Origin of the sequence: Paracoccus mangrovi (genome assembly GCF_042648425.1) — a bacterium.
In the GTDB taxonomy this organism is placed as follows: domain Bacteria; phylum Pseudomonadota; class Alphaproteobacteria; order Rhodobacterales; family Rhodobacteraceae; genus Paracoccus; species Paracoccus mangrovi.
In genome coordinates this window covers 177,570-196,431 of sequence record NZ_JBHRXJ010000003.1, presented here as the reverse complement: position 1 = coordinate 196,431, position 18,862 = coordinate 177,570, and the positions used below count along the sequence as shown (strand labels likewise).

The 18,862-nt window shown below is 66.8% G+C and carries 17 protein-coding genes; 10 read left to right on the top strand and 7 right to left on the bottom strand.

Annotated elements, in window-relative coordinates:
- Nucleotides 1–2: 2 nt before the first annotated feature.
- A complete protein-coding gene (locus ACFOMH_RS05605) occupies nt 3–2,087 on the top strand; it encodes an NAD-dependent epimerase/dehydratase family protein (protein ID WP_377743163.1) in 2,085 nt (694 codons plus the stop codon).
- 10 nt (nt 2,088–2,097) lie between these two features.
- On the opposite strand, the gene ACFOMH_RS05600 is transcribed toward ACFOMH_RS05605, so the two are convergent.
- The 4 genes from ACFOMH_RS05600 to ACFOMH_RS05585 form a co-directional block, all read right to left on the bottom strand.
- Nucleotides 2,098–3,123 (bottom strand): hypothetical protein, encoded by a 1,026-nt coding sequence (locus ACFOMH_RS05600; RefSeq protein WP_377743426.1) that lies wholly within the window; start codon nt 3,121–3,123, stop codon nt 2,098–2,100.
- Nucleotides 3,124–3,256: 133 nt separating this feature from the next.
- Nucleotides 3,257–4,354: a DUF475 domain-containing protein gene (locus tag ACFOMH_RS05595; protein WP_374423684.1), complete on the bottom strand. Its 1,098-nt coding sequence runs from the start codon at nt 4,352–4,354 to the stop codon at nt 3,257–3,259.
- Nucleotides 4,355–4,534: 180 nt separating this feature from the next.
- Nucleotides 4,535–5,947, bottom strand: a complete 1,413-nt coding sequence (locus tag ACFOMH_RS05590; protein WP_377743161.1) for a sensor histidine kinase — start codon at nt 5,945–5,947, stop codon at nt 4,535–4,537.
- Nucleotides 5,944–6,627, bottom strand: coding sequence for a response regulator (locus tag ACFOMH_RS05585; protein ID WP_374423689.1), 684 nt, complete (start codon nt 6,625–6,627; stop codon nt 5,944–5,946). Before ACFOMH_RS05585 ends, ACFOMH_RS05590 begins: the two co-directional genes overlap by 4 nt.
- A 78-nt stretch (nt 6,628–6,705) precedes the next feature.
- On the opposite strand from ACFOMH_RS05585, the gene ACFOMH_RS05580 reads away from it, so the two are divergent.
- The 5 genes from ACFOMH_RS05580 to ACFOMH_RS05560 all read left to right on the top strand — a co-directional run bounded on the left by ACFOMH_RS05580 (nt 6,706) and on the right by ACFOMH_RS05560 (nt 11,352).
- Complete coding sequence (locus tag ACFOMH_RS05580; protein WP_374423691.1) at nt 6,706–7,821, top strand: ABC transporter substrate-binding protein; 1,116 nt, start codon at nt 6,706–6,708, stop codon at nt 7,819–7,821.
- 210 nt (nt 7,822–8,031) lie between these two features.
- On the top strand, nt 8,032–8,973 hold the full coding sequence (locus ACFOMH_RS05575) for a Bug family tripartite tricarboxylate transporter substrate binding protein (protein WP_377743159.1): 942 nt from the start codon (nt 8,032–8,034) through the stop codon (nt 8,971–8,973).
- Nucleotides 8,970–9,464: a tripartite tricarboxylate transporter TctB family protein gene (locus ACFOMH_RS05570; RefSeq protein ID WP_377743157.1), complete on the top strand. Its 495-nt coding sequence runs from the start codon at nt 8,970–8,972 to the stop codon at nt 9,462–9,464. Before ACFOMH_RS05575 ends, ACFOMH_RS05570 begins: the two co-directional genes overlap by 4 nt.
- Nucleotides 9,465–9,469: 5 nt before the next feature.
- The gene (locus ACFOMH_RS05565; protein WP_374423696.1) at nt 9,470–10,987 is read left to right on the top strand and encodes a tripartite tricarboxylate transporter permease; all 1,518 of its coding nucleotides are present in this window, start codon (nt 9,470–9,472) and stop codon (nt 10,985–10,987) included.
- Nucleotides 10,988–11,196: 209 nt separating this feature from the next.
- Entirely contained in the window at nt 11,197–11,352 is a 156-nt protein-coding gene (locus ACFOMH_RS05560) for a hypothetical protein (protein ID WP_374423698.1), read from the top strand.
- Nucleotides 11,353–11,372: 20 nt separating this feature from the next.
- Here the strand turns inward: ACFOMH_RS05560 and ACFOMH_RS05555 are convergent, their stop codons facing one another.
- Nucleotides 11,373–12,260, bottom strand: coding sequence for a DMT family transporter (locus ACFOMH_RS05555; RefSeq protein ID WP_377743155.1), 888 nt, complete (start codon nt 12,258–12,260; stop codon nt 11,373–11,375).
- Nucleotides 12,261–12,402: 142 nt separating this feature from the next.
- Between ACFOMH_RS05555 and ACFOMH_RS05550 the strand changes: the two genes are divergently transcribed.
- From ACFOMH_RS05550 to ACFOMH_RS05535, 4 genes are read left to right on the top strand one after another with little or no spacing between them, the layout of a single operon-like run.
- Nucleotides 12,403–13,308 (top strand): helix-turn-helix transcriptional regulator, encoded by a 906-nt coding sequence (locus ACFOMH_RS05550; RefSeq protein ID WP_377743153.1) that lies wholly within the window; start codon nt 12,403–12,405, stop codon nt 13,306–13,308.
- Nucleotides 13,309–13,345: 37 nt separating this feature from the next.
- Nucleotides 13,346–13,975 (top strand): lysophospholipid acyltransferase family protein, encoded by a 630-nt coding sequence (locus ACFOMH_RS05545; RefSeq protein ID WP_374423704.1) that lies wholly within the window; start codon nt 13,346–13,348, stop codon nt 13,973–13,975.
- Nucleotides 13,976–13,978: 3 nt separating this feature from the next.
- Complete coding sequence (locus ACFOMH_RS05540; RefSeq protein ID WP_377743151.1) at nt 13,979–14,917, top strand: phosphatidate cytidylyltransferase; 939 nt, start codon at nt 13,979–13,981, stop codon at nt 14,915–14,917.
- On the top strand, nt 14,914–15,561 hold the full coding sequence (locus ACFOMH_RS05535; RefSeq protein WP_377743149.1) for a CDP-alcohol phosphatidyltransferase family protein: 648 nt from the start codon (nt 14,914–14,916) through the stop codon (nt 15,559–15,561). The genes ACFOMH_RS05540 and ACFOMH_RS05535 overlap by 4 nt, the downstream gene beginning before the upstream one ends.
- Here the strand turns inward: ACFOMH_RS05535 and ACFOMH_RS05530 are convergent.
- Both ACFOMH_RS05530 and ACFOMH_RS05525 read right to left on the bottom strand, forming a co-directional pair.
- The gene (locus tag ACFOMH_RS05530; RefSeq protein ID WP_377743147.1) at nt 15,558–16,427 is read right to left on the bottom strand and encodes a transglutaminase family protein; all 870 of its coding nucleotides are present in this window, start codon (nt 16,425–16,427) and stop codon (nt 15,558–15,560) included. The genes ACFOMH_RS05535 and ACFOMH_RS05530 overlap by 4 nt on opposite strands.
- 3 nt (nt 16,428–16,430) lie before the next feature.
- Nucleotides 16,431–18,857, bottom strand: a complete 2,427-nt coding sequence (locus ACFOMH_RS05525; protein ID WP_377743145.1) for a circularly permuted type 2 ATP-grasp protein — start codon at nt 18,855–18,857, stop codon at nt 16,431–16,433.
- Nucleotides 18,858–18,862: the final 5 nt, after the last annotated feature.

Genomic DNA, 18,862 nt, shown 5'->3' with positions numbered 1-18,862 from the left:
CCATGACCCCGGACCTTCGCATCGGCATTATCGGCGCCGGCTATATCGCAAGCTGGCACGCGGATGCGATCCGGGCCACGCCCGGCGCGCGGCTGGTGGCGGTCTGCGATCCGGCCCGCGACGCGGCCGAGGCGCTGGCGGCGGGTTACGGCGTGACCGCCTATTCCGATCTGGATCAGATGATCGCGGCGGGGGTCTGTGACGCGGTCCACATCCTGACGCCGCCGAACCTGCATCGCGACATCGCGGTGAAATGCCTTGGCGCCGGCTTGCATGTGATGGTCGAAAAGCCCGTCGCCCTGTCGGTGCAGGAAATCGACGACATGGCCGATGCCGCCGATGCCGCCGGCCGACAGCTGGGCGCCTGCCACAACTTTCTGGGCCTGCCTTCCTATGAAAAGCTGCGGGCGCTGAAACAGGCCGGCGATCTGGGCGTGGTGTCCAGCGCACAGATCAACTGGGCGCTGCCTCTCGTGCCGTTGCGGTCGGGGCCCTATGGGCTGTGGATGCTGCGCGAGACGCAGAACCTGCTATTGGAACTGGGGCCGCATCCGTTTTCCATGGCGGTGGATCTGTTCGGGCCGCTGACGGTCGAACATGTCAGTCTTGGCCAGTGGATCACCCTGCCCGGCGGCGAAAAGCGGCCGCAAAGCTGGCGCGTCCTTGCGCGGGCGGGCAATGTCGATGTGGCCATCAACCTGTCGCTGGTCGAAACCTTTGACGACCGCTCGGTGACCCTGCGCGGGTCGTCGGCCATGGCACGGATGGATTTCGCCGCCGATACGCTGGTGGTCAGCCGCGACAACACCGCCGATCTGGTGCTGAACCCGCTGTTGAAGGAATTGGGCCGCGCCGGCAGCCATCTGCGCGAAGGCGCGCGCAACGCGTTCCGACAGGCCGCCTCGCTGAACCAGAAAAGCCCCTATGGGCTAAGCTTTCGCAACACCGTCGCCGCCTTTTACGCGGGCATCCACAGCGGCGCACCGGATGCGCGTTTCGCCCCGGCCTCGGCCCGCATGGTGATGCAGGGGATCGCGGGCGCGCTGGCGGCATTGCCGGCCCTGCCCGCCGTGCCGGCGCGCCCGACCGGCACGCCCCGGCCCCGCGTCATGGTCATCGGCGGCACCGGTTTCATCGGCCGCAACCTGACCCGGCGGCTGGTCGAACAGGGCCATGACGTGCGGGTGCTGTCGCGCGGGCGCGGCGGCCCCTTTCCCGACATCGCCGACCGGGTCGAAACGGTGGGCGTCAGCCTGCGCGACGAGGACGCGCTGGCCCAGGCCATGGCCGGCATGGACTGCGTCTATAACCTGGCGAAATCGACCGATAAAAGCTGGGCCGCCGCGCTGGAAAACGACGTCGCCACGACCGAGCGCATCGGCCGCGCCGCCCTGCGCGCCGGCATCGGCCGGCTGGTCCATACCGGCACCATCGCATCCTATGACATGTCCGACCCCGCCCGCCCGATCACCGAGGCCACCGAGTTCGGCCAGATGGAATCGCGCAACATCTATGCCCGGTCCAAGGCCGAGGGCGAGCGGCGGCTGATCGCGATGCAGGCGGACGGTCTGTCTTTGGTCATCGCGCGGCCGGGGATCGTGCTGGGCGATGGCGGGCCGTTGCAGCATTGGGGGATCGGGCGCTGGCACGGCGCGGGCGCGGTCCGGCTGTGGGGCAGCGGGCGCAACATCCTGCCCTTTGTGCTGGCCGATGATGTCTCGGACGGGCTGATCCTGATGATGACCGAAGACCGGGCGCTTGGCCAAAGCTTCAATCTGATCGGCGAGCCGATGTTTTCCGGCCGCGACTATTTCGACGCCATCCACCGCCGCGCCGGGGCAAGGCTGCGGGTCGCGGGCTCGAACCTGACCGCGCTCTGGGCGGTCGATGCGCTGAAACAGGGGCTAAAGCGTCACGTCCTGCGCAAAAAGGGCGCGGCCCCCGCATCGCGGGCGGATTGGAAATCGCGCGGCCATCTGTCGCCCTTTGACAATGCCAAACCCAAGGAATTGCTGGGCTGGGCACCGGAATCCGACCGCGATGCCTTTTGGCGCCGCGCCATCGACGAGGCGCATCTGTTCTGGTGACGGCCCGCGCCTAAAGCCCGCCGGCCGGCACCCCGGTTTCGGGAATGCCGGTCACCACATCCCAGACGGTTTCCTGCATCCGGCGCGCCAGCTCGGCCGAGGGCGCGGTCGCGGGTGAGCCATCGGCGCGCAACAATTCGCGCGGCAGACCGACCGGGCTTTTGCCGTAAAGCACCGCATAATGCGTCAGCGCCACCAGATAGATGCCCAGATCGTTAGGGTGGATCGGGTCCAGCTTGCCCTCGGGCGTGGTGGCGAACAGGTCCTTGCGGGACGCAAGCTCGGCGATGCCGCCCTGGGATTCCGCCTCGGCGACCAGTTTCGCCATCACCTGCCCGGCGGGGATCAGCCAGACCGGCTTTTTCGCGGCGCGCGCGGCGGGCCATAGCAGATCGGGCTTCCACATCGTGTTCAGATCACCCGGCAAGCGGGCCAGCCAGTCGGGCTTGTCATCCAGCGAATGCCACGTTTCATATAGAAAAATCTGTCCGCCGGGATTGCCGGCGGCGGCCTCGGCGGCCCATTTGGCGACATAGCCGCGGGTGTCGAAATATTTGATCGCATCGGCCAGCGCGACCATTTCAGTCATCACGAAATCATCGTATTCGCCGCTGGCCAGCGCCTGATGCGCGTCGCGATATTTGGGCGTGTCGTTTTCCTGTGCAAAGCCGTTGATTTCGACATCGGGTTCGAAATGCGCCCTGAGCGTGGTGCCCCAGCCCAGTTGCAGCGCGTAATCGCCGCCGCCCAGCTGCGCCAGCATGGCGGGCATGTCGCGCCCGACCAGACTGTGGCCCAGATGAAAGACGCGCGGCGGCTGTGGCGGGGCGGTGCGGCTTTGGCGGTAATAGTCGCGCACATCATCGCCCGCGTCGCGGGCCGGCGCCATCAGCGGCAGCGCCGCCAGAAGCCCGGCGATCACCGCGCCCAGACCCGCGGCGGCGCTGTGCTGGCGTGACCCCTTGCGGGCGCGCCACATCAGAAACAGCAGCATCAAAGCGGTGGCCCCGAATATCGGGGGCAGGATCGCGGACATGGACAAGGCACGGCTCCGTTCGGTCAGGCCGGTCCCTTTTAGCCGAAATCGCCCCGATGACGAAGGACGGAAACGCAAACGGCCGCCGGTTGCGAAAACCGGCGGCCGCAAAAGGCATCGGATCGGCGGGCGATCAGCCCTCGGCCTCACCATTGGGGTTGTTGCGATTCCAGCGGATCGAAGCCCAGAGCGAGATCCCGATCAGCGTCGCACCGCCAAGGCCGGTGATGACCTCGGGGATATGGACCAGCGGCTGCACGAACATGATCACCGCCAGCGCGATGATGGCATAGAACGCCCCGTGTTCCAGATAGCGATAGGCGGTCAGCGTGCCCTTTTCGACCAGCATGATGGTCATCGAGCGCACATACATCGCCCCGATGCCCAGACCGATCGCGATGACGAACAGGTTATGGGTCAGCGCAAAGGCCCCGATCACGCCGTCAAAGCTGAAGGACGCATCCAGAACCTCAAGATACAGGAACGCGCCCAGACCACCCTTAGCACCGGCTTGCAGCGCCTCCTGGCTGCTGTCCAGAAGGCCGCCCAGAACCTCGACCAGCAAAAAGGTCAAAAGGCCCCAGATCGCGGAATGGAAAAAGATCTGCGATTCGGCGGGTTCCAGAAAGCGCGAAAAGACCAGAACGGTGATCAGCGCGATCGCGACCTCGATGCCGCGGATGGTGGCGTATTTCTGCATCCGGCGTTCCAGCCAGCGCACCCAGTGCACGTCCTTTTCATGGTCGAAAAAGAACGACAGGCCCACCATCATCAGGAAGGTGCCGCCAAAGGCCGCGATGGGCAGATGCGCGTCATGCATGATGCGCGAATATTCATCGGGCTGGGTCGCGGCCAGCACCATCGCCTGCCAGGGTCCGATATTGGCGGCGACCACCACGATCAACAGCGGGAATACGATCCGCATGCCGAACACGGCGATGATGATCCCCCAGGTCAGGAAGCGGTGCTGCCATTCCGGGGTCATGTCTTTCAGCTTGTTGGCATTGACGATGGCGTTGTCGAAGGAAAGCGAGATTTCCAGCACCGCCAGAACCGCGCAGATGAAAAAGATCGACAGCATGCCGCCAAAGGTGCCGGTGGTCTGCCAGCCAAGGGCGGCGCCCAGTGCCAGCCCCAGAATGGTGACGATAAAAGCCCATTTGAAATAATGCATCATCGAGCGCGGGGCACCGCTCGTGACACCCCCAGAGAGGCCGTTTCCTTGCGTCATGTTGAAAAAGTCCAGGCGGCTGGTCAAAGATCGATGCCGACATCACGAACGTGCCGCCACGTCCGCCAGAGGGGCCCGGACATCAAACTGCGTTCACGACATCGCGAACAGCGGCAAGATGGCGGGAATCGGTCCGTTTTGCAAGGGTTCTGTACGTTGAGCGGAAAAATTTAGACACAGTCAGAGCGCCAGCGGCAGGCGGATCCGCGCGATCAGACCGCGCCCATCCGCACCACCGCCAGCCCCGCCGCCGGCGCCGTCATCCAGAACCAGCGTGCCGCCGAACAATACCGCGATTTCCTCGACCACCGGCAGGCCAAGCCCCATGCCCGGCCCCTCGGTCGGGCCGCGCGCGAAACGGCCAATGGCGCGGGCACGGGCCTCGGGCGGGATGCCGGGGCCGTTATCTTCAACCTCAAGCACGGCCTGCGCGGCCTCGCGTTTCAGGCGGACGGTGACGACCGCCGCCGGCCCGGCATGCAGCATGGCGTTCGATATCAGGTTGCGCAGCGCCTCGCCCAAAAGCAAGGGTTCGGCCCGCACCGCAAGCGGGGAATCGTCGCCCGCCACCGGCTCAAAGCCAAGATCGATACCGCGTTCCGCCGCCTCGGGGATGTGATCGGCGGTCACGTCGCGCGCCAGCGCCGTCAGGTCCAGCGGCGCGCGCGGATGGGCGCCGCCGGCGGCATCGACCTTGGCCAACAGCAAAAGCTGCGCCAGAATCCGTTCGGCATGGGCGACGGCGGCGTCCCCCTTGGCGGCGGCGGCCTGTGCATCGGCCAGCGTGCCGGCACGCGCCGCCAGCGCAAGCTGCGTGCGCACCACCGCAAGGGGCGTGCGCAATTGATGCCCGGCATTGCCGGTGAAATTGCGCAACCCGTCCAGCGCCGATTTCAGCCGGTGCATAAAGGAATTGACCGTACCGACCAGACCGCGCACCTCGGACGGGACCGGGGTGCCGATGGGGGACAGGTCGTCGGAACTGCGTTCGGCGATTTCGTCGCGCAGCCGGTAAAGCGGGCGCAGCGACACGGTGACCGCGATCCAGACGATCAGCGCCGCCCCCGCGATCATCAAGGCCAGCCGCAGCGCCGACCGCATCAGAATGGCGCGCGTCAGCTCGCGCCGGGCATTGGTGGTTTCGGCCACGGTGACGACAAAGGGCACCTCGTCGATCCCGGTCGAGGCGGCGCGCGCCAGGCTGGCGACCCGCACCGGCGCGCCGCGAAACCAGTCATCGGCAAAGACCGGATCGCCCCCCTGCACCGCCATCGCCACCGGCAGATCGGCATAGCCGGTCACGATCCGTCCCGGCGGCCCGTCGACGCGGTAAAACACCCGGTCCTGCGCCGCCGAACTGAGCATTTCCAGCGCGCCATAGGGGATGTCGATGGCGATCAGCCCCTCATCGTCCAGCGAGGCGCGTTCCGCGATGACCAGCGCCGAACCCGCCAGCACCCGGTCGGCCAGCGCATTGGCCATGCGCCGCGCCTCGCGCCATGTGTCGATCAGCGCGGCCGTGCCCAGAACCGCCGTCGCCACCAGAAGCCAGACCAGCAAACGGCGGCGCAGCGAAAAGGGACGCCGGCTCAAACCGCCCCCTTGGGATCGGCCCTGTCCAGAAAATAGCCGATGCCGCGCGCGGTCCGCACGGTCAGCCCGGCCGGGGCCAGCCGCTTGCGCAACCGGCTGACATATTGCTCGATCGCGTTGGGGGACAGGTCCTCTTCCAGAGAGGTCAGCGATTGCACGATGGAATCGCGCGCCACCACCTTGCCCGCCCGCATGATCAACAGTTCAAGCAGGCCGCGTTCGCGCGCCGGCAGGTCCAGCGGCTGCCCGGCAAGCAGAAAGCTGCGCGCCGTCTGGTCCAGCACCAGATCGCCAAAGCTGACGGTGGAATCGCGCAAGCCCGCCTGACGGCGCAAAAGCGAACGGATGCGGGCCTCGAATTCGCGGATGTCAAAGGGCTTGATGAGGTAATCGTCGGCGCCCAGATCCAGCCCCCGCACGCGTTCCTCGGGGGTGCCGCGCGCGGTCAGGATCATCACCGCCGCCGGGTTCTTGCGCGCGCGCATCTTGCGCAGCACCTCGATCCCGTCCATCTGCGGCAGGTTCAGATCCAGAATGACCAGATCAAAGCTTTCCGCCGCCGCCAATGCCTCGGCCGAGGCACCGTCATGGACCACGTCCACCGCATAGCCCGACTGGCGCAGCAGCGTGACCAGCCCCTCGGCCAGCGACAGGTTGTCCTCAACCAGCAGAATCCGCATCCGTCCCCCCTTGGCCGGCACGATAGCGGGCCGCGCCGGGCTTGTGAACGGGGTCGCGCTTTGGCACAGTCGCGCATCATGCGCCAGCGTCTCCGCCACCTGCCAGCGTTGCTTTTGCCTGTCATGGCCGCCGTCCTGATATGGGCGGGCGGGGCATCGGCGCAGGTCACCCGCTTTCCCGCGCCCCAACCCGGCGCATCGGGGGGCGGCACAGGGGCGGAAACGGAACTGTCGGTCTATTCCTCGCTGGACAACGATCTGGCCGCGCCCCTGATCGCCGCCTTTCAGGCCCGCCATCCCGGCATCGCCATCCGCTATGAAAACCTGCTGACGACCGATGTCCATGACCGCATCGTGGCCGAAACCGATGCCGGCGGCCCGACCGCCGATTTCGCCTTTTCCTCGGCCATGGATTTGCAGGTCAAGCTGGCAAATGACGGTTATGCGCGCCCGGTCATGACCCCGGACACGCCGTCATGGCCGGGATGGGCGAACTGGCGCGACACGGCCTATGCGCTGACCTTCGAGCCCGCGGTCTTTGCCTATCACAAGCCCAGTTTCGCCGGCCGCGAACCACCCGCCACCCGCGCCGATCTGATGCGCTGGATGGCCGAACATCCCGATCAGGCACAGGGCCGGATCGGCACCTATGACGTGGCGCGGTCGGGGGTGGGCTATCTGTTTCTGGCCCGGGATCAGGAACTCTATCCCGGCATCTGGTCGGTGGTGCAGGCCATGGGCCGCGCCGGGGTCCAGCAATTCCCGACCACGGCCGATCTGCTGGAACGCATCTCGGACGGGCGGCTGGCGGTGGGCTATAACCTTCTGGGATCCTATGCGGCGGAATGGGCGCGCCAGCATCCCGATGTCGGGCTGATCCTGCCGCGCGATTTCACGGTGGTGGTGTCGCGGGTGGGGCTGGTGCCGGCGGCGGCGCGGGCGCCCGAGCTCGGCGGCGAATTCCTGGCATTCCTGATGTCGCCCGATGGCCAGCGCCTGTTGTCGCATACCCTGCGCCTGTCGGCCGTCAGCCTTGAGGTCGCCGGCCAGACCAGCCCGGCCGGCGGCATGGGCGAATTGGACGGCCTGCGGCTCAAGCCGGTGCCGGTCAGCCCTGGCCTTCTGGCCTATCTGGATCAGGCGACGCGGGCCAAGCTTCTGGCGCGCTGGAACAAGGCCATTCAGGGGCGGTAACGCCGCCGCCCGCCAGCCCCGTCCGGGCAGGCCGCGAAAAAATCTCTGCCATGTCAGGTCCATGACAGCTTTCTGTGGTGGAAATACCCCGGGCACGTCCGACGCGCCCCACGGGAGCGCCCGCATTCTGGGAGAGATGCGGGTCAAAACCAGAAAAACCAGAACTTCGGCGGCCGCGCCCCACGCGGCCCGTCCATGCGGAGGAAGACCATGAAACAATTCGTTCTTGCCAGCCTGTTCGCAGGTGCCATCGCGGCCCCGGCCATGGCCGATTACACCATCATCGCCCCGGCCAATCCCGGCGGCGGCTGGGACCAGACCGCGCGCACCATGCAGACCGTGATGCAGGAAGACGGCATCTCGCCCTCGGTCCAGGTCCAGAACGTCCCCGGCGCCGGCGGCACCATCGGGCTTGCGCAATTCGCCAGCCAGAACAAGGGCAACCCGGACGCGCTGATCGTCGGCGGCTATGTCATGGTCGGCGCCATCCTGACCAACAATTCGCCCGTCTCGCTCAAGGACGTGACCCCGATCGCGCGCCTGACCGGCGAATATGAGGCCATCGTGGTCCCCGCCGCCTCGCCCATCCAGGACATGAAGGGCCTGATCGAGGCGCTGAAGGCCGATCCCGGCGCGGTCAGCTGGGCCGGCGGTTCGGCCGGCGGCACCGACCATATCGCGGTCGGGCTGATCGCCAAGGCGGCCGGCGTCGATCCGACCAAGATCAACTATATCGCCTATTCCGGCGGCGGCGAGGCTCTGGCCGCGATCCTTGGCAATCAGGTGACGGCGGGCGTCAGCTCGCTGGGTGAATTCGACGCCCAGGTCAAGGCGGGCACGCTGCGCCTTTTGGCCGTCTCCTCGCCCGAGCGGATCGAGGGCACGGACGCCCCGACCCTGAAAGAGGCCGGTCTGGACGTGGAATTGCAGAACTGGCGCATGGTCGCCGCCGCGCCGGGCCTCAGCGACGAGCAAAAGGCCAAGGTTTCCGCCGACATCGAAAAGATGGTGAAATCGGAAAACTGGCAAAAGCAGCTGGCCGACAAGGGCTGGTCGGACACCTATCTGTCGGGCGCTGATTTCGACGCCCAGCTGGCCAAGGACGAAGAAGCCACCGCCGCCGTCCTCAAGGACATCGGTCTGGTGAAATGAGCGTCAAGCGCTTTGAACCGCCGCGCCGCCGTGATCCGGCGGCGCTGATCATCGCGGCGGGGCTCGCCGTGGTCGCGGGCGTGATGCTGTGGGACAGCGCGCGCCTTGCCGATCTGGGCGGCTATTCGGGCGTCGGCCCGGCCAGCGTGCCGCGCGTCGTGGCCTTCTGTCTGTTGGGCCTGTCCGCATGGACCGCGATCGAGGGGCTGCGCGGCGATTTCCCCGCCCGCCCGCCACAGGCGCCGGCGCCGGTCCTTTGGATCGTCGCGGGGCTGGCCGCGCAGCTGATGCTGTTGCATTTCGCCGGGTTCTCGATTGCGACCGGGATCCTGTTCGCCTTTACCGCCCGCGCCTTTGGCAAGACCAATCTGGCCATGACCATTCCCATCGGCATCGCCTTCGCCTTTGTCGTCTGGGTGGTGTTTTCGCAATTGCTTATGCTGCATCTGCCCGCCGGGCCGATTGAGCATCTGATCTTTCCGGGGGCATAGGGCATATGGGTGCGTTCGATTTCCTGCTCCAGGGGCTGGCCACCGCCGCCGATCCGATGATGCTGCTTTATGCGCTGATCGGGGTGACGCTGGGCACCGCCGTGGGCGTGTTGCCCGGGATCGGCCCGGCGCTGACCGTGGCGCTTTTGCTGCCGGTGACCTACCGGCTGGACGCGGCCGGGTCGCTGATCATGTTCGCGGGCATCTATTACGGCGGCATGTATGGCGGCTCGACCACCTCGATCCTGCTGAACACGCCGGGCGAAAGTGCGTCGATCATCACCGCGCTGGAAGGCAACAAGATGGCCCGCAAGGGGCGCGGGGGTCCCGCGCTGGCCACCGCCGCCATCGGATCCTTTATCGCCGGGCTGATCGCGACGCTGCTGCTGGCGTTTCTGGCGCCCAGCATCGTCAAGGTGGCGCTGATATTCGGCCCGCGCGAATATTTCGCACTGATGGTGCTGGCCTTTGTCACCGTTTCGGCCGCGTTCGGCGATTCGGCGCTGCGGGGGCTGACCTCGCTGTTTCTGGGGCTGGCCTGCGGCTGCGTCGGCATCGACCAGCTCAGCGGACAGGCGCGGCTGACATTTGGCGTCCCCGAACTGCTGGACGGGATCGAGGTCACGACCATGGCCGTCGCCATGTTCGCCGTGGGCGAGGCGCTGTTCATCGCCGGCCAGCGCGTGCATGTCGATGAAGAGGTCACCGCCGTCAAAGGCTCGATCTGGATGAGCGCCAGCGATTGGGCACGGTCGTGGAAGCCGTGGCTGCGCGGCACGTTCATCGGCTTTCCCATCGGCGCCATGCCGGCCGGCGGGGCCGAAATCGGCACCTTCCTGTCCTATGCGACCGAAAAGAAACTCAGCAAGCACCCCGAGGAATTCGGTCATGGCGCCATCGAGGGCGTCGCCGGACCCGAGGCCGCGAATAACGCATCCGCCGCCGGGACGCTGGTGCCGCTGTTGACGCTGGGCCTGCCGACCTCGGCCACGGCGGCGATCATGCTGGCGGGGTTCCAGCAGTTCGGCCTGCAACCGGGGCCGTTGCTGTTCGCGACCAACCCGACGCTGGTCTGGGGGCTGATCGCCAGCCTTTTGATCGCGAACTTCATGCTCTTGGTGCTGAACCTGCCGATGATCGGGCTTTGGGTCAGATTGCTGACCGTGCCGAAGCCGTGGCTTTACGCCGGGATCCTGCTGTTCGCGACACTGGGCACCATCGGGGCCAACCCTTCGGCCTTTGAGCTGGGGATGCTTCTGGGCTTTGGTGTGCTGGGCTATGTGATGCGGCTTTTCGGCTATCCGATCGCGCCCATCGTTGTCGGGCTGATCCTTGGGCCGATGGCCGAACAACAGCTGCGCCGGGCGCTGTCGATCAGCCAGGGCGACTGGTTCTATCTGCTGCATTCGCCCATCGCCGCGGTGCTTCTGGGCATTGCCGCGCTGGCGCTGATCGTGCCTTTGATCCTGCGTGCGCGCGGCAAGGGCGAGATGCTGTCGCAACTGGCCGGCGACGAGGACTGATCGCCACCACCACCCGAAACGACGGCGAAAGCCCCGGCCCGGTCTCTGGGCCGGGGCTTTCCTTTTGACGCCATTCCGCCCTGCCATGTGCTGGCGGCATGGCGGGATTGCGGAATGCTGCATTGCAGAACGATCGCCGAGCGACCATGTAAGCCGCGTCGAAAGACAGACGATTCCGTAACCAGATCAAGACCAGACAGGCTAAGACAATGACCGTCCTTCGTTTCCTCCGCTCGGCTTTCAGCATGCTGCGCGCCTCGGCTTCGGTCGTGGCCGACTTGCAGGCAAAGCACATGCCCAGCGAACGCGAACTGCGCCGGCTGGGCATCTCGAAAGCCGATTTCGAGACCATTCACATCAGCTGATCGCGGCAGGATCTGCCGTGTCAGGCGGGCTGAACCCGGCCCGTCCTTGGGCGTGAGAACATCGCCACATTGCCCAGAAGGGCAAGCCCCAGCCCCAGCACCCCCTGCCAGTGCCAGGCATAGCCTTCATAGGCCGTCGACAGCGCCAATGCGACAATCGGAAACAGCACCGTCGCATAGGCCGCCCGCGCCGAACCGATCCGCGCGACCAGCATCAGATAGGTCGTGAAGCCGATCACCGACCCCACCACCGCCAGATACAGCAACGCGCCCAGATAGCGCCCATCCGGCGGCGCCACCACCGGCGTCCCGGTCGCCGCGATCAGCGCCAGCAACAGCCCCGCCCCACAGGCCATGCCCCAGCCATTCGCCTGCAAGGGCGGGATGCCCGCCGCGCTGTTGCGGCGCGACACCATATTTCCCAGCGAAAACAGCATCGTACCCAGACAGGCCAGCGCGATCCCCCGGATTGCGCCGCCCCCGACCGCACCCGCCGATTCCGGCCCCAGCAACAGGGCCAGCCCGCTGATCCCCAGAACGCTGGCCAGCACGGCGCGCGCGGTGATCCGGTCGCCGAAAAAGATCCGCGCATTGACGGCATTGAACAGCGTCGCCAGCGAAAAGATCACCGAAATCAGCCCCGAAGGCAGATAGGCCGCCGCCGCATAGAAACAGATGAAGTTCATGCTGAAGAGACAAAGCGCCTGTGCCCCGATCCAGGGCCAGTCCCGCCCGGCGGGCCGCCGCAACCGCCCCGCCAGCGCCAGCCCCGCCAACAGAACCAGCGCCGCCACGGCAAAGCGGTAAAAGACCGAAACCAGCACCGGCACCGGGCCGACCTGCATGGCGATGGCGATCCAGGTCGTGCCCCAGATCAGGACGGTGGCGGCGAAAAGCAGGGCGTTCATGGGGCATTCCTTGTTGTCACGCCCGCTTTAGCACCGCGCCGCGACGTGGCCTTGCACGATCTTGCGGTAAAACACCAAAACGCCCTTTTCCGGCGCAATGGCGTGGCTAGGATGCGGGCATCAACCGATCCGGCCACCGCCCATGCCCCACAGCCCTTCGCAACCCATCTCGGCCTATCTTGCCGCCGCGCCGCATGCCCGGGCGCTGGGGCGGCTCGATCTGGGTTTCGGGCGCGCCGCCACGATCTGGCGCAACCGGGATGCCCATATCCGCTATGACGCCCCCCAGGGGCATGTGCTCAGCTTTTACCTGCGGGGCGGCGGCGGCACGCGCCGGGTCGATCCCGGCGTGGGACGCCAGCCGATGCGCGGCTGGCAGGGGGCGTTCTGCCTTATGCCACAGGGGCAAAGCTCGGAATGGGACATCACCGACAGCTTTGATTTCATCCACCTGTATCTGCCCGATGAGGAATTGCGCCGGGCCTTTGCCGAAACCTTTGACCGCGACGCCCGGCAATTGCAGCTGGCGGACCTGCCCTATGCCTCGGCGCCGCGGCTGTCGGCGCCCTTTCTGGCGCTGGCCGGCGCCATCCGCGACGGCGACCCCCTTGGCGGCGAGACGGCGATGCAGGCGCTGACCGTCGAGATACTGGCCGCCGCCGGCCCCTATCGCCTGCCAGTCGGGCACAAGCTTGCCGGGGGTCTGTCGCCGCAAAAGCTGCGCCTGATCGCCGATTACACCGAGGCGCATCTGGACGGCCCGATCCGGCTGCGCGATCTGGCGGCGCTGGCGGATCTGAGCGAATTTCACCTGCAACGCAGCTTTCGCGCCAGTTCTGGGGTTTCGCCGCATCGCTGGGTGCTGCATCGCCGCATCAACAGGGCCAAGCGGCTGATCCTTGCGGGCGAGCCGCTGGCCCAGATCGCCACCGCTTGCGGTTTTGACAGCCAAAGCCACCTGACACGCGGGTTTCGCACCGCGACCGGCGTCACGCCCGGCCAATACCGCGCCGCGCAAGCCCCCCTTACGCAGGGGACGTTTTCGTGACAGTCTTGCGACGCTAAGATCAGGTAAAGAAAGCCAGATGACTGCTTCGATCACGGTACGCGCCGCCCGCAGCGCCCTTGTCGGAACCGCCCGCGCGCTGCTCAGCCTGCGCGCCATCGACCTGCCACCGCCGGGCGCGGTGCCGCGCATTCTGGTCGCAAATCACGTCAGCCATGCCGATTTCGTGGCGCTGTGGTCGGTTCTGCCCAAGCCCCAGCGCCTGCGCACGCGGCCCGTCGCCGGCGCCGATTACTGGCGCGGTTCGGGGCTGAAAAGCTGGATCGCGGGCGAGGTCTTTCGCGCGGTGCTGATCGACCGCGACCCCGCCAAACGCCAGACCGACCCGGTCGAGACCGTGGCCCAGGTCCTGCGCGGTGGCGAGGACGTGATCTTTTTCCCCGAGGGCACGCGCAACCTGACCGATGCGCCGCTATTGCCGTTGAAATCGGGGATCTTTCATCTGGCCCATGCCGCACCCCGCGCGGAAATCGTGCCGGCATGGATCCTGAATCTGGACCGCATCCTGCCCAAGGGGGCGGTGGTGCCGGTGCCGCTGAACTGTGCCGTGCGCTTTGGCCAACCGATGCGCCCCGCCGAGGGCGAGGATCGCGACAGCTTCCTTGCCCGGCTTGGCGCCGCCATGCTGGCGCTTTCGGACAGGAGCTGACGGATGTCGCGTTTTCATTCCCCCTCGGCCTTTGTGTTCTATGGGCTTTTCGCGTTTCTGATCGTGGCCACGATCCTTGCCTATGCGCTGATCCGCAAGGGCAAGGTCGGCGGCGAAACGGCCGCCAATCTGACCGACCGGATCTGGGCGTGGTGGGTGATGATCGGGGTTCTGGCACTGGTCTTCACGCTGGGCGCGACGGCCATGACCATCTTTTTCGCGCTCTGCTCGATGGCCGCGCTGCGCGAATTCGCCACCATCACCCATACCGGACGCGCCGATCACGACGCGCTGGCCATCGCGTTCTATGTCGTCCTGCCGCTGCAATATCTGCTGATCTGGCTGAACGTGCCGATCTTTGCGGCGCTGTTGATCCCGGTTTATTGCTTTTTGCTGTTGCCGGTGGTGACCGTGTTCAAGGGCGAGGTCGCGGGCTTTCTGACCCGGGTGTCGGAAACGCAATGGGGGCTGATGATCTGTGTCTATTGCGTGTCGCATATTCCGGCGATCCTGCAACTGGACATTCCCGGTTACCGCTATAGCTCGTTCACGCTGGTGGCGTGGCTGATCCTTGTGGTTCAGGCATCCGACGTGCTGCAATATGTCTGGGGCAAAAGCCTTGGCCGGCACAAGCTGGCGCCGCGCGTCTCGCCCTCGAAAACCGTCGAGGGGCTGGCCGGCGGCATGCTCAGCGCAAGCGTGCTGGGGATGGCGCTGGCGGGGATCACGCCCTTTGCATGGTGGCAGGCGGGGCTGGTCGCGCTGGTCGTGACCACATTCGGGTTCTTTGGCGGGCTGATCATGTCCGCGATCAAACGCGACCGCGGGGTCAAGGACTGGGGCACGCTGGTCCAGGGCCATGGCGGCATTCTGGACCGGCTGGACAGCCTTGTGTTTTCGGCGCCGGTCTTTCTGCATCTTCTGGCCTGGGGGTGGCTATGACCGAGGATTTCAGCCGCAGGCCCATCGCCAGCCGCAACACGAAATGGGCCGCGCATGTGACGCGGCAACTGGTGGCGCGGCAGGTGGCGCCCAATCATATCTCGATCGCCTCGGTGGTGGCGGCGGTGGGGGCCGGGGCGGCATTCGCGCTTTCGGGCTGTGTCGCAGGGCCGATCTGGGTCGGGCTTTTGCTGGTCGTCGGCGCGGCCCTGACGCAGCTGCGGCTCTTGTGCAACCTCTTTGACGGCCTTGTCGCGGTCGAGGGCGGCCTGGGGTCGCCCGATGGCGCCTTCTGGAACGAGGTGCCCGACCGGCTGTCAGATCTTGTGATCCTTGCCGGTTTCGGGGCGGCGGCGGGATCGCCCATGCTGGGCCTTCTGGCCGGGGCGCTGGCCTTGTTCACCGCCTATCTGCGCGAATTCGGGCGGGCCGCCGGGCTGGGTTCGGATTTTTCCGGGCCGGGCGCGAAATCGCATCGCATGGCGGTGGTGATCGGCGGCGCGCTGGCACAGGTGCTGGCGCTGATCCTTGGACTGGGTTGGCCGGTGGTGACATGGGCGCTGTGGCTGGTAATCGCGCTGACCGCGATCACCGTCGCGCGCCGCAGCCTGCGCATCCTGCACAAGCTGGGCGCCGCCGGTTAATCCAGCGGGATCACATCCACCGCCTGCGTGCTTTCCTGGGCGCCGGCGGTGCGGATCGCGCCGCGCACCGGGGCCACGTCGGCATAGTCGCGGCCGATGGCGACGGTGATGTAATCCTCGCCCGCCCATTGGTCATTGGTGGGGTCGAATTCGATCCAGCCCTGCACCGGCCCGGCCCATGCCGCGACCCAGGCATGCATGGCATCGACCCCGGCCAGACGCGGCTGGCCCGGCGGCGGATAGGTGCGCAGAAAGCCCGAAACATAGCCCGCCGGGATCCCCAGCGCCCGCAATCCGGCGATCATGATCTGGGTGAAATCCTGACAGACGCCGTGGCGCGCGGCAAAGGCCTGCGCGGGCGTGGTGCCGACATCCGTGGCCTCGGCGTCGTATTTCATCGCCCGATACAGCGCATGCCCCACGGCCTGTACCGCGTCGCGGACCGATGCCCCTTCGGGCACCGCGGCGCGGGCAAATCCGGTGATCTCGGCCACCGGCACAATCCGGTAGGATGGCGCAAGGAAATGCTGCGGCGAGCCGGGTGACAGATCGGTCCCGGCGATCTGACCGGGCAGATCGGCCAGAGGCGGCGACAGATCCGCCAATGGCGGGGGCGCCCGTTCCGCCCGCGCGGTCAGGCAGAAGGCGATCTTTTCCACCGGGCGATGCCAGGCCACCGCCGAAATCGCATTGCCAAAGAAATCCCGGCCATCGCGACGCTCGTCGGGGGCGGGTTCGATGCTCAGCTGCGCGGTCTCGACGCGCTGGCCGGAGCCGCTGATCGGCATCAGGCGCAGGATATTGCGCACCTGATCCGAGGCGCTGGCATAGCTATAGTCGATGGTCAGAATGATGTCGTAGCGCATCGCCTATCCCAGCAAGGTGGCAGAGATCAGGTCATAGGCCGCCGCCAGCCGCTGGCGCAGCGCATCAAGCCGCGCCGGACTCAGCGCGCCGGGTTCGGCCACGCGCAGCTCGGTATCGATGGTCAGCAAAAGCTGTTCCAGCGGCGAAAGCCGGCCCTCGTCGCCGGCATGGGGCAGATGGGCGACGTGGTGCTGCATCTGGGTGATCTGGGTCACGACGGCGCGCGGGTTCTGTCCATCCAGCGCCAGCAGGTCCAGCACCGTTTCGCGCGAGGGGCCGAAACGATAGCGACGCTGATGGGTCATCACGCTGTCGCAGACCTCGATCGCGACCTCAAGCATGCCGGGCACCGCATCGGGCGCGGTCAGCGCCGCCAAAAGCATCAGCGTACCGTCCGCGCGTTCCTGCGCCCGGCCCAGCGACAGAAACCGCCAGCCGGCAAAGTGATACATGTTCTCATGCACCAGCCCCGAAAAGCCCGAAATCTTGCGCAACAGCACCGACATGGCCTGTGCGGCATCGTCGCCGGGCCGGACCCGTTCCGCCAGCCGGTTGGCGGATTTCGCCAGATCGTTCAGCGCCGCCCAGCCATCGGGGGAAAAGCGGTCGCGCACCTTGGCGGCCGAATTGCGGGCGAAACCGATCAATGCCAAAAGCGCGTCGGGTACCGGCTGATCCACGTCCAGATCGCGCTGCGCCATATGTTCGGCCAGCGCCCGCAGGCGGGGATCGTCGCGGTCCTCGGTCTCGGCCAGACGCAGATGCCAGGCCCGCAACAGCCGGATCGCGCCCTCGGTCCGTTCGATATAGCGGCCCAGCCAATACAGGTTTTCCGCCGCCCGGGTGGGCAGGATGCCATCGGGCGCGCGCTCGAACCCGCCCGAGGATACAAGCGAGTCCACCGTCACCGCCTGCGGCGACATCACCCAGACATCCGCGACCGAACCCCCGTCCTGCATGGCAAGCGCCGTGGCCTCGCCGCCGCGACCGATGCGGGCATAGCCGCCGGGCATGAAGGTCCAGCCGCCCTGGGCGTCGCGCGCGGCAATGACGCGGATCGTCATCGGGCGCGGCACCAGCCGCCCCTCGGACCAGACCGGGGTGGTCGAAAGCGTCACCGCCTCTTGCCCGACCAGCCGGGGGCCGTTCGCCGCCATCCATTCGGCAAGGCCCGAGCCAGCGCCATCTGTCCCCCCGCCATCTGTCCCGGTACCATCTGCCCCTGCGCCGAACCGCGCATCCAGCCCGGTCTCGGCGCCCAGCGCGAAAGGCAGCGTCGCATCCAGCGCGCCGCCGATCATCATATGCCCGGCATTGGCCTGGACATGGGCGCGTTCGGCCGGCTGACCGCACCACCATGTGGCGATATTGGGCAGGCGCAGCGGCGCCCCCGTCAGCCGCTGGCAGATGCGCGGCAAAAAGGCCATGAAGGCACGCGCCTCGATCACCCCCGAACCCAGTGCATTGACCAGCGACAGGTTGCCCTGGCGCAGGGCCTCGATCAGGCCGGGTGTGCCGATGCGCGAACCTTCGTCCAGTTCCATCGGATCGGCAAAGTCGCTGTCGATGCGCCGCCACAACAGGCCCAGCGGCTCGGGGCCGCGCACGGTGCGCACCATCGCCGTGCCGTTCCGAACGATCAGATCCTCACCCTCAAGCAGGGTCATGCCCAGATAGCGGGCGACATAGACATGCTCGTAAAACGTGTCGTTGTTCGGCCCCGGCGTCAGGATGGCCTTGCCACGGCCGGGACCGGCCAGCTGTTCCATCGCCGCGCTGAAGGCGCGGAAAAACCCGGCAAGGCGGTGGATATGCGTGCGCTGGAATGGCTCGGAAAAGATCCGCGTCGTCGCCATGCGGTTTTCCAACGCAAATCCCGACCCCGATGGCGCCTGCGCCCGGTCCCCCAGCACCAGAAACGAGCCGTCGGGCGACCGCCCGATCTCAAAGGCCAGATGATGCAGCCAATAGCCCGAGCGCGGCCGCACCCCCACCAATGGTCGCAGCCATTGCGGATTTCCGGCCACCAGTTCCGCCGGCAGATCGCCATCAGCGACCAGCTGACCGGGGCCGTAAAGATCGGCCATGACCCGTTCCAGAAGGTCGGCGCGCTGGGTCAGCCCATCGCAGATCACGCCCCATTCCTGTTCGGAGATCAGCACCGGAACATGGCTCAGCGGCCATTCACGGTCCTGCACCGGCCCGCCCGAATACAGCCGGAAATAGACCCCGGCATCGCGCAGATACTGATCGCCCCGGGCAAAGCGGGCCTCGACCTCGTCCGGGGTCAGGGCGGCAAGCTGGCCGATGAATTCGGCCCAGACCGGACGCATCCGGCCTTCGGCGTCGAAAAGTTCGTCCGCGACGCCGGGTTGCGGCGCGTAACCTGCCAGAATTGCTGACATCATCGGATCGGCGGCGGTGTCCATGCCGG

Bases quoted from the DNA above. Each gene is read 5' to 3' on its own strand.
- ACFOMH_RS05555 (WP_377743155.1), bottom strand. From the start codon at position 12,260: ATGAACGCCCTGCTTTTCGCCGCCACCGTCCTGATCTGGGGCACGACC.
- ACFOMH_RS05525 (WP_377743145.1), bottom strand. From the start codon at position 18,857: ATGGACACCGCCGCCGATCCGATGATGTCAGCAATTCTGGCAGGTTAC.
- ACFOMH_RS05540 (WP_377743151.1), top strand. From the start codon at position 13,979: ATGTCGCGTTTTCATTCCCCCTCGGCCTTTGTGTTCTATGGGCTTTTC.
- ACFOMH_RS05600 (WP_377743426.1), bottom strand. From the start codon at position 3,123: ATGTCCGCGATCCTGCCCCCGATATTCGGGGCCACCGCTTTGATGCTG.
- ACFOMH_RS05605 (WP_377743163.1), top strand. From the start codon at position 3: ATGACCCCGGACCTTCGCATCGGCATTATCGGCGCCGGCTATATCGCA.
- ACFOMH_RS05580 (WP_374423691.1), top strand. From the start codon at position 6,706: ATGCGCCAGCGTCTCCGCCACCTGCCAGCGTTGCTTTTGCCTGTCATG.
- ACFOMH_RS05585 (WP_374423689.1), bottom strand. From the start codon at position 6,627: ATGCGGATTCTGCTGGTTGAGGACAACCTGTCGCTGGCCGAGGGGCTG.
- ACFOMH_RS05550 (WP_377743153.1), top strand. From the start codon at position 12,403: ATGCCCCACAGCCCTTCGCAACCCATCTCGGCCTATCTTGCCGCCGCG.
- ACFOMH_RS05595 (WP_374423684.1), bottom strand. From the start codon at position 4,354: ATGACGCAAGGAAACGGCCTCTCTGGGGGTGTCACGAGCGGTGCCCCG.
- ACFOMH_RS05535 (WP_377743149.1), top strand. From the start codon at position 14,914: ATGACCGAGGATTTCAGCCGCAGGCCCATCGCCAGCCGCAACACGAAA.
- ACFOMH_RS05565 (WP_374423696.1), top strand. From the start codon at position 9,470: ATGGGTGCGTTCGATTTCCTGCTCCAGGGGCTGGCCACCGCCGCCGAT.
- ACFOMH_RS05575 (WP_377743159.1), top strand. From the start codon at position 8,032: ATGAAACAATTCGTTCTTGCCAGCCTGTTCGCAGGTGCCATCGCGGCC.
- ACFOMH_RS05560 (WP_374423698.1), top strand. From the start codon at position 11,197: ATGACCGTCCTTCGTTTCCTCCGCTCGGCTTTCAGCATGCTGCGCGCC.
- ACFOMH_RS05530 (WP_377743147.1), bottom strand. From the start codon at position 16,427: ATGCGCTACGACATCATTCTGACCATCGACTATAGCTATGCCAGCGCC.
- ACFOMH_RS05570 (WP_377743157.1), top strand. From the start codon at position 8,970: ATGAGCGTCAAGCGCTTTGAACCGCCGCGCCGCCGTGATCCGGCGGCG.
- ACFOMH_RS05545 (WP_374423704.1), top strand. From the start codon at position 13,346: ATGACTGCTTCGATCACGGTACGCGCCGCCCGCAGCGCCCTTGTCGGA.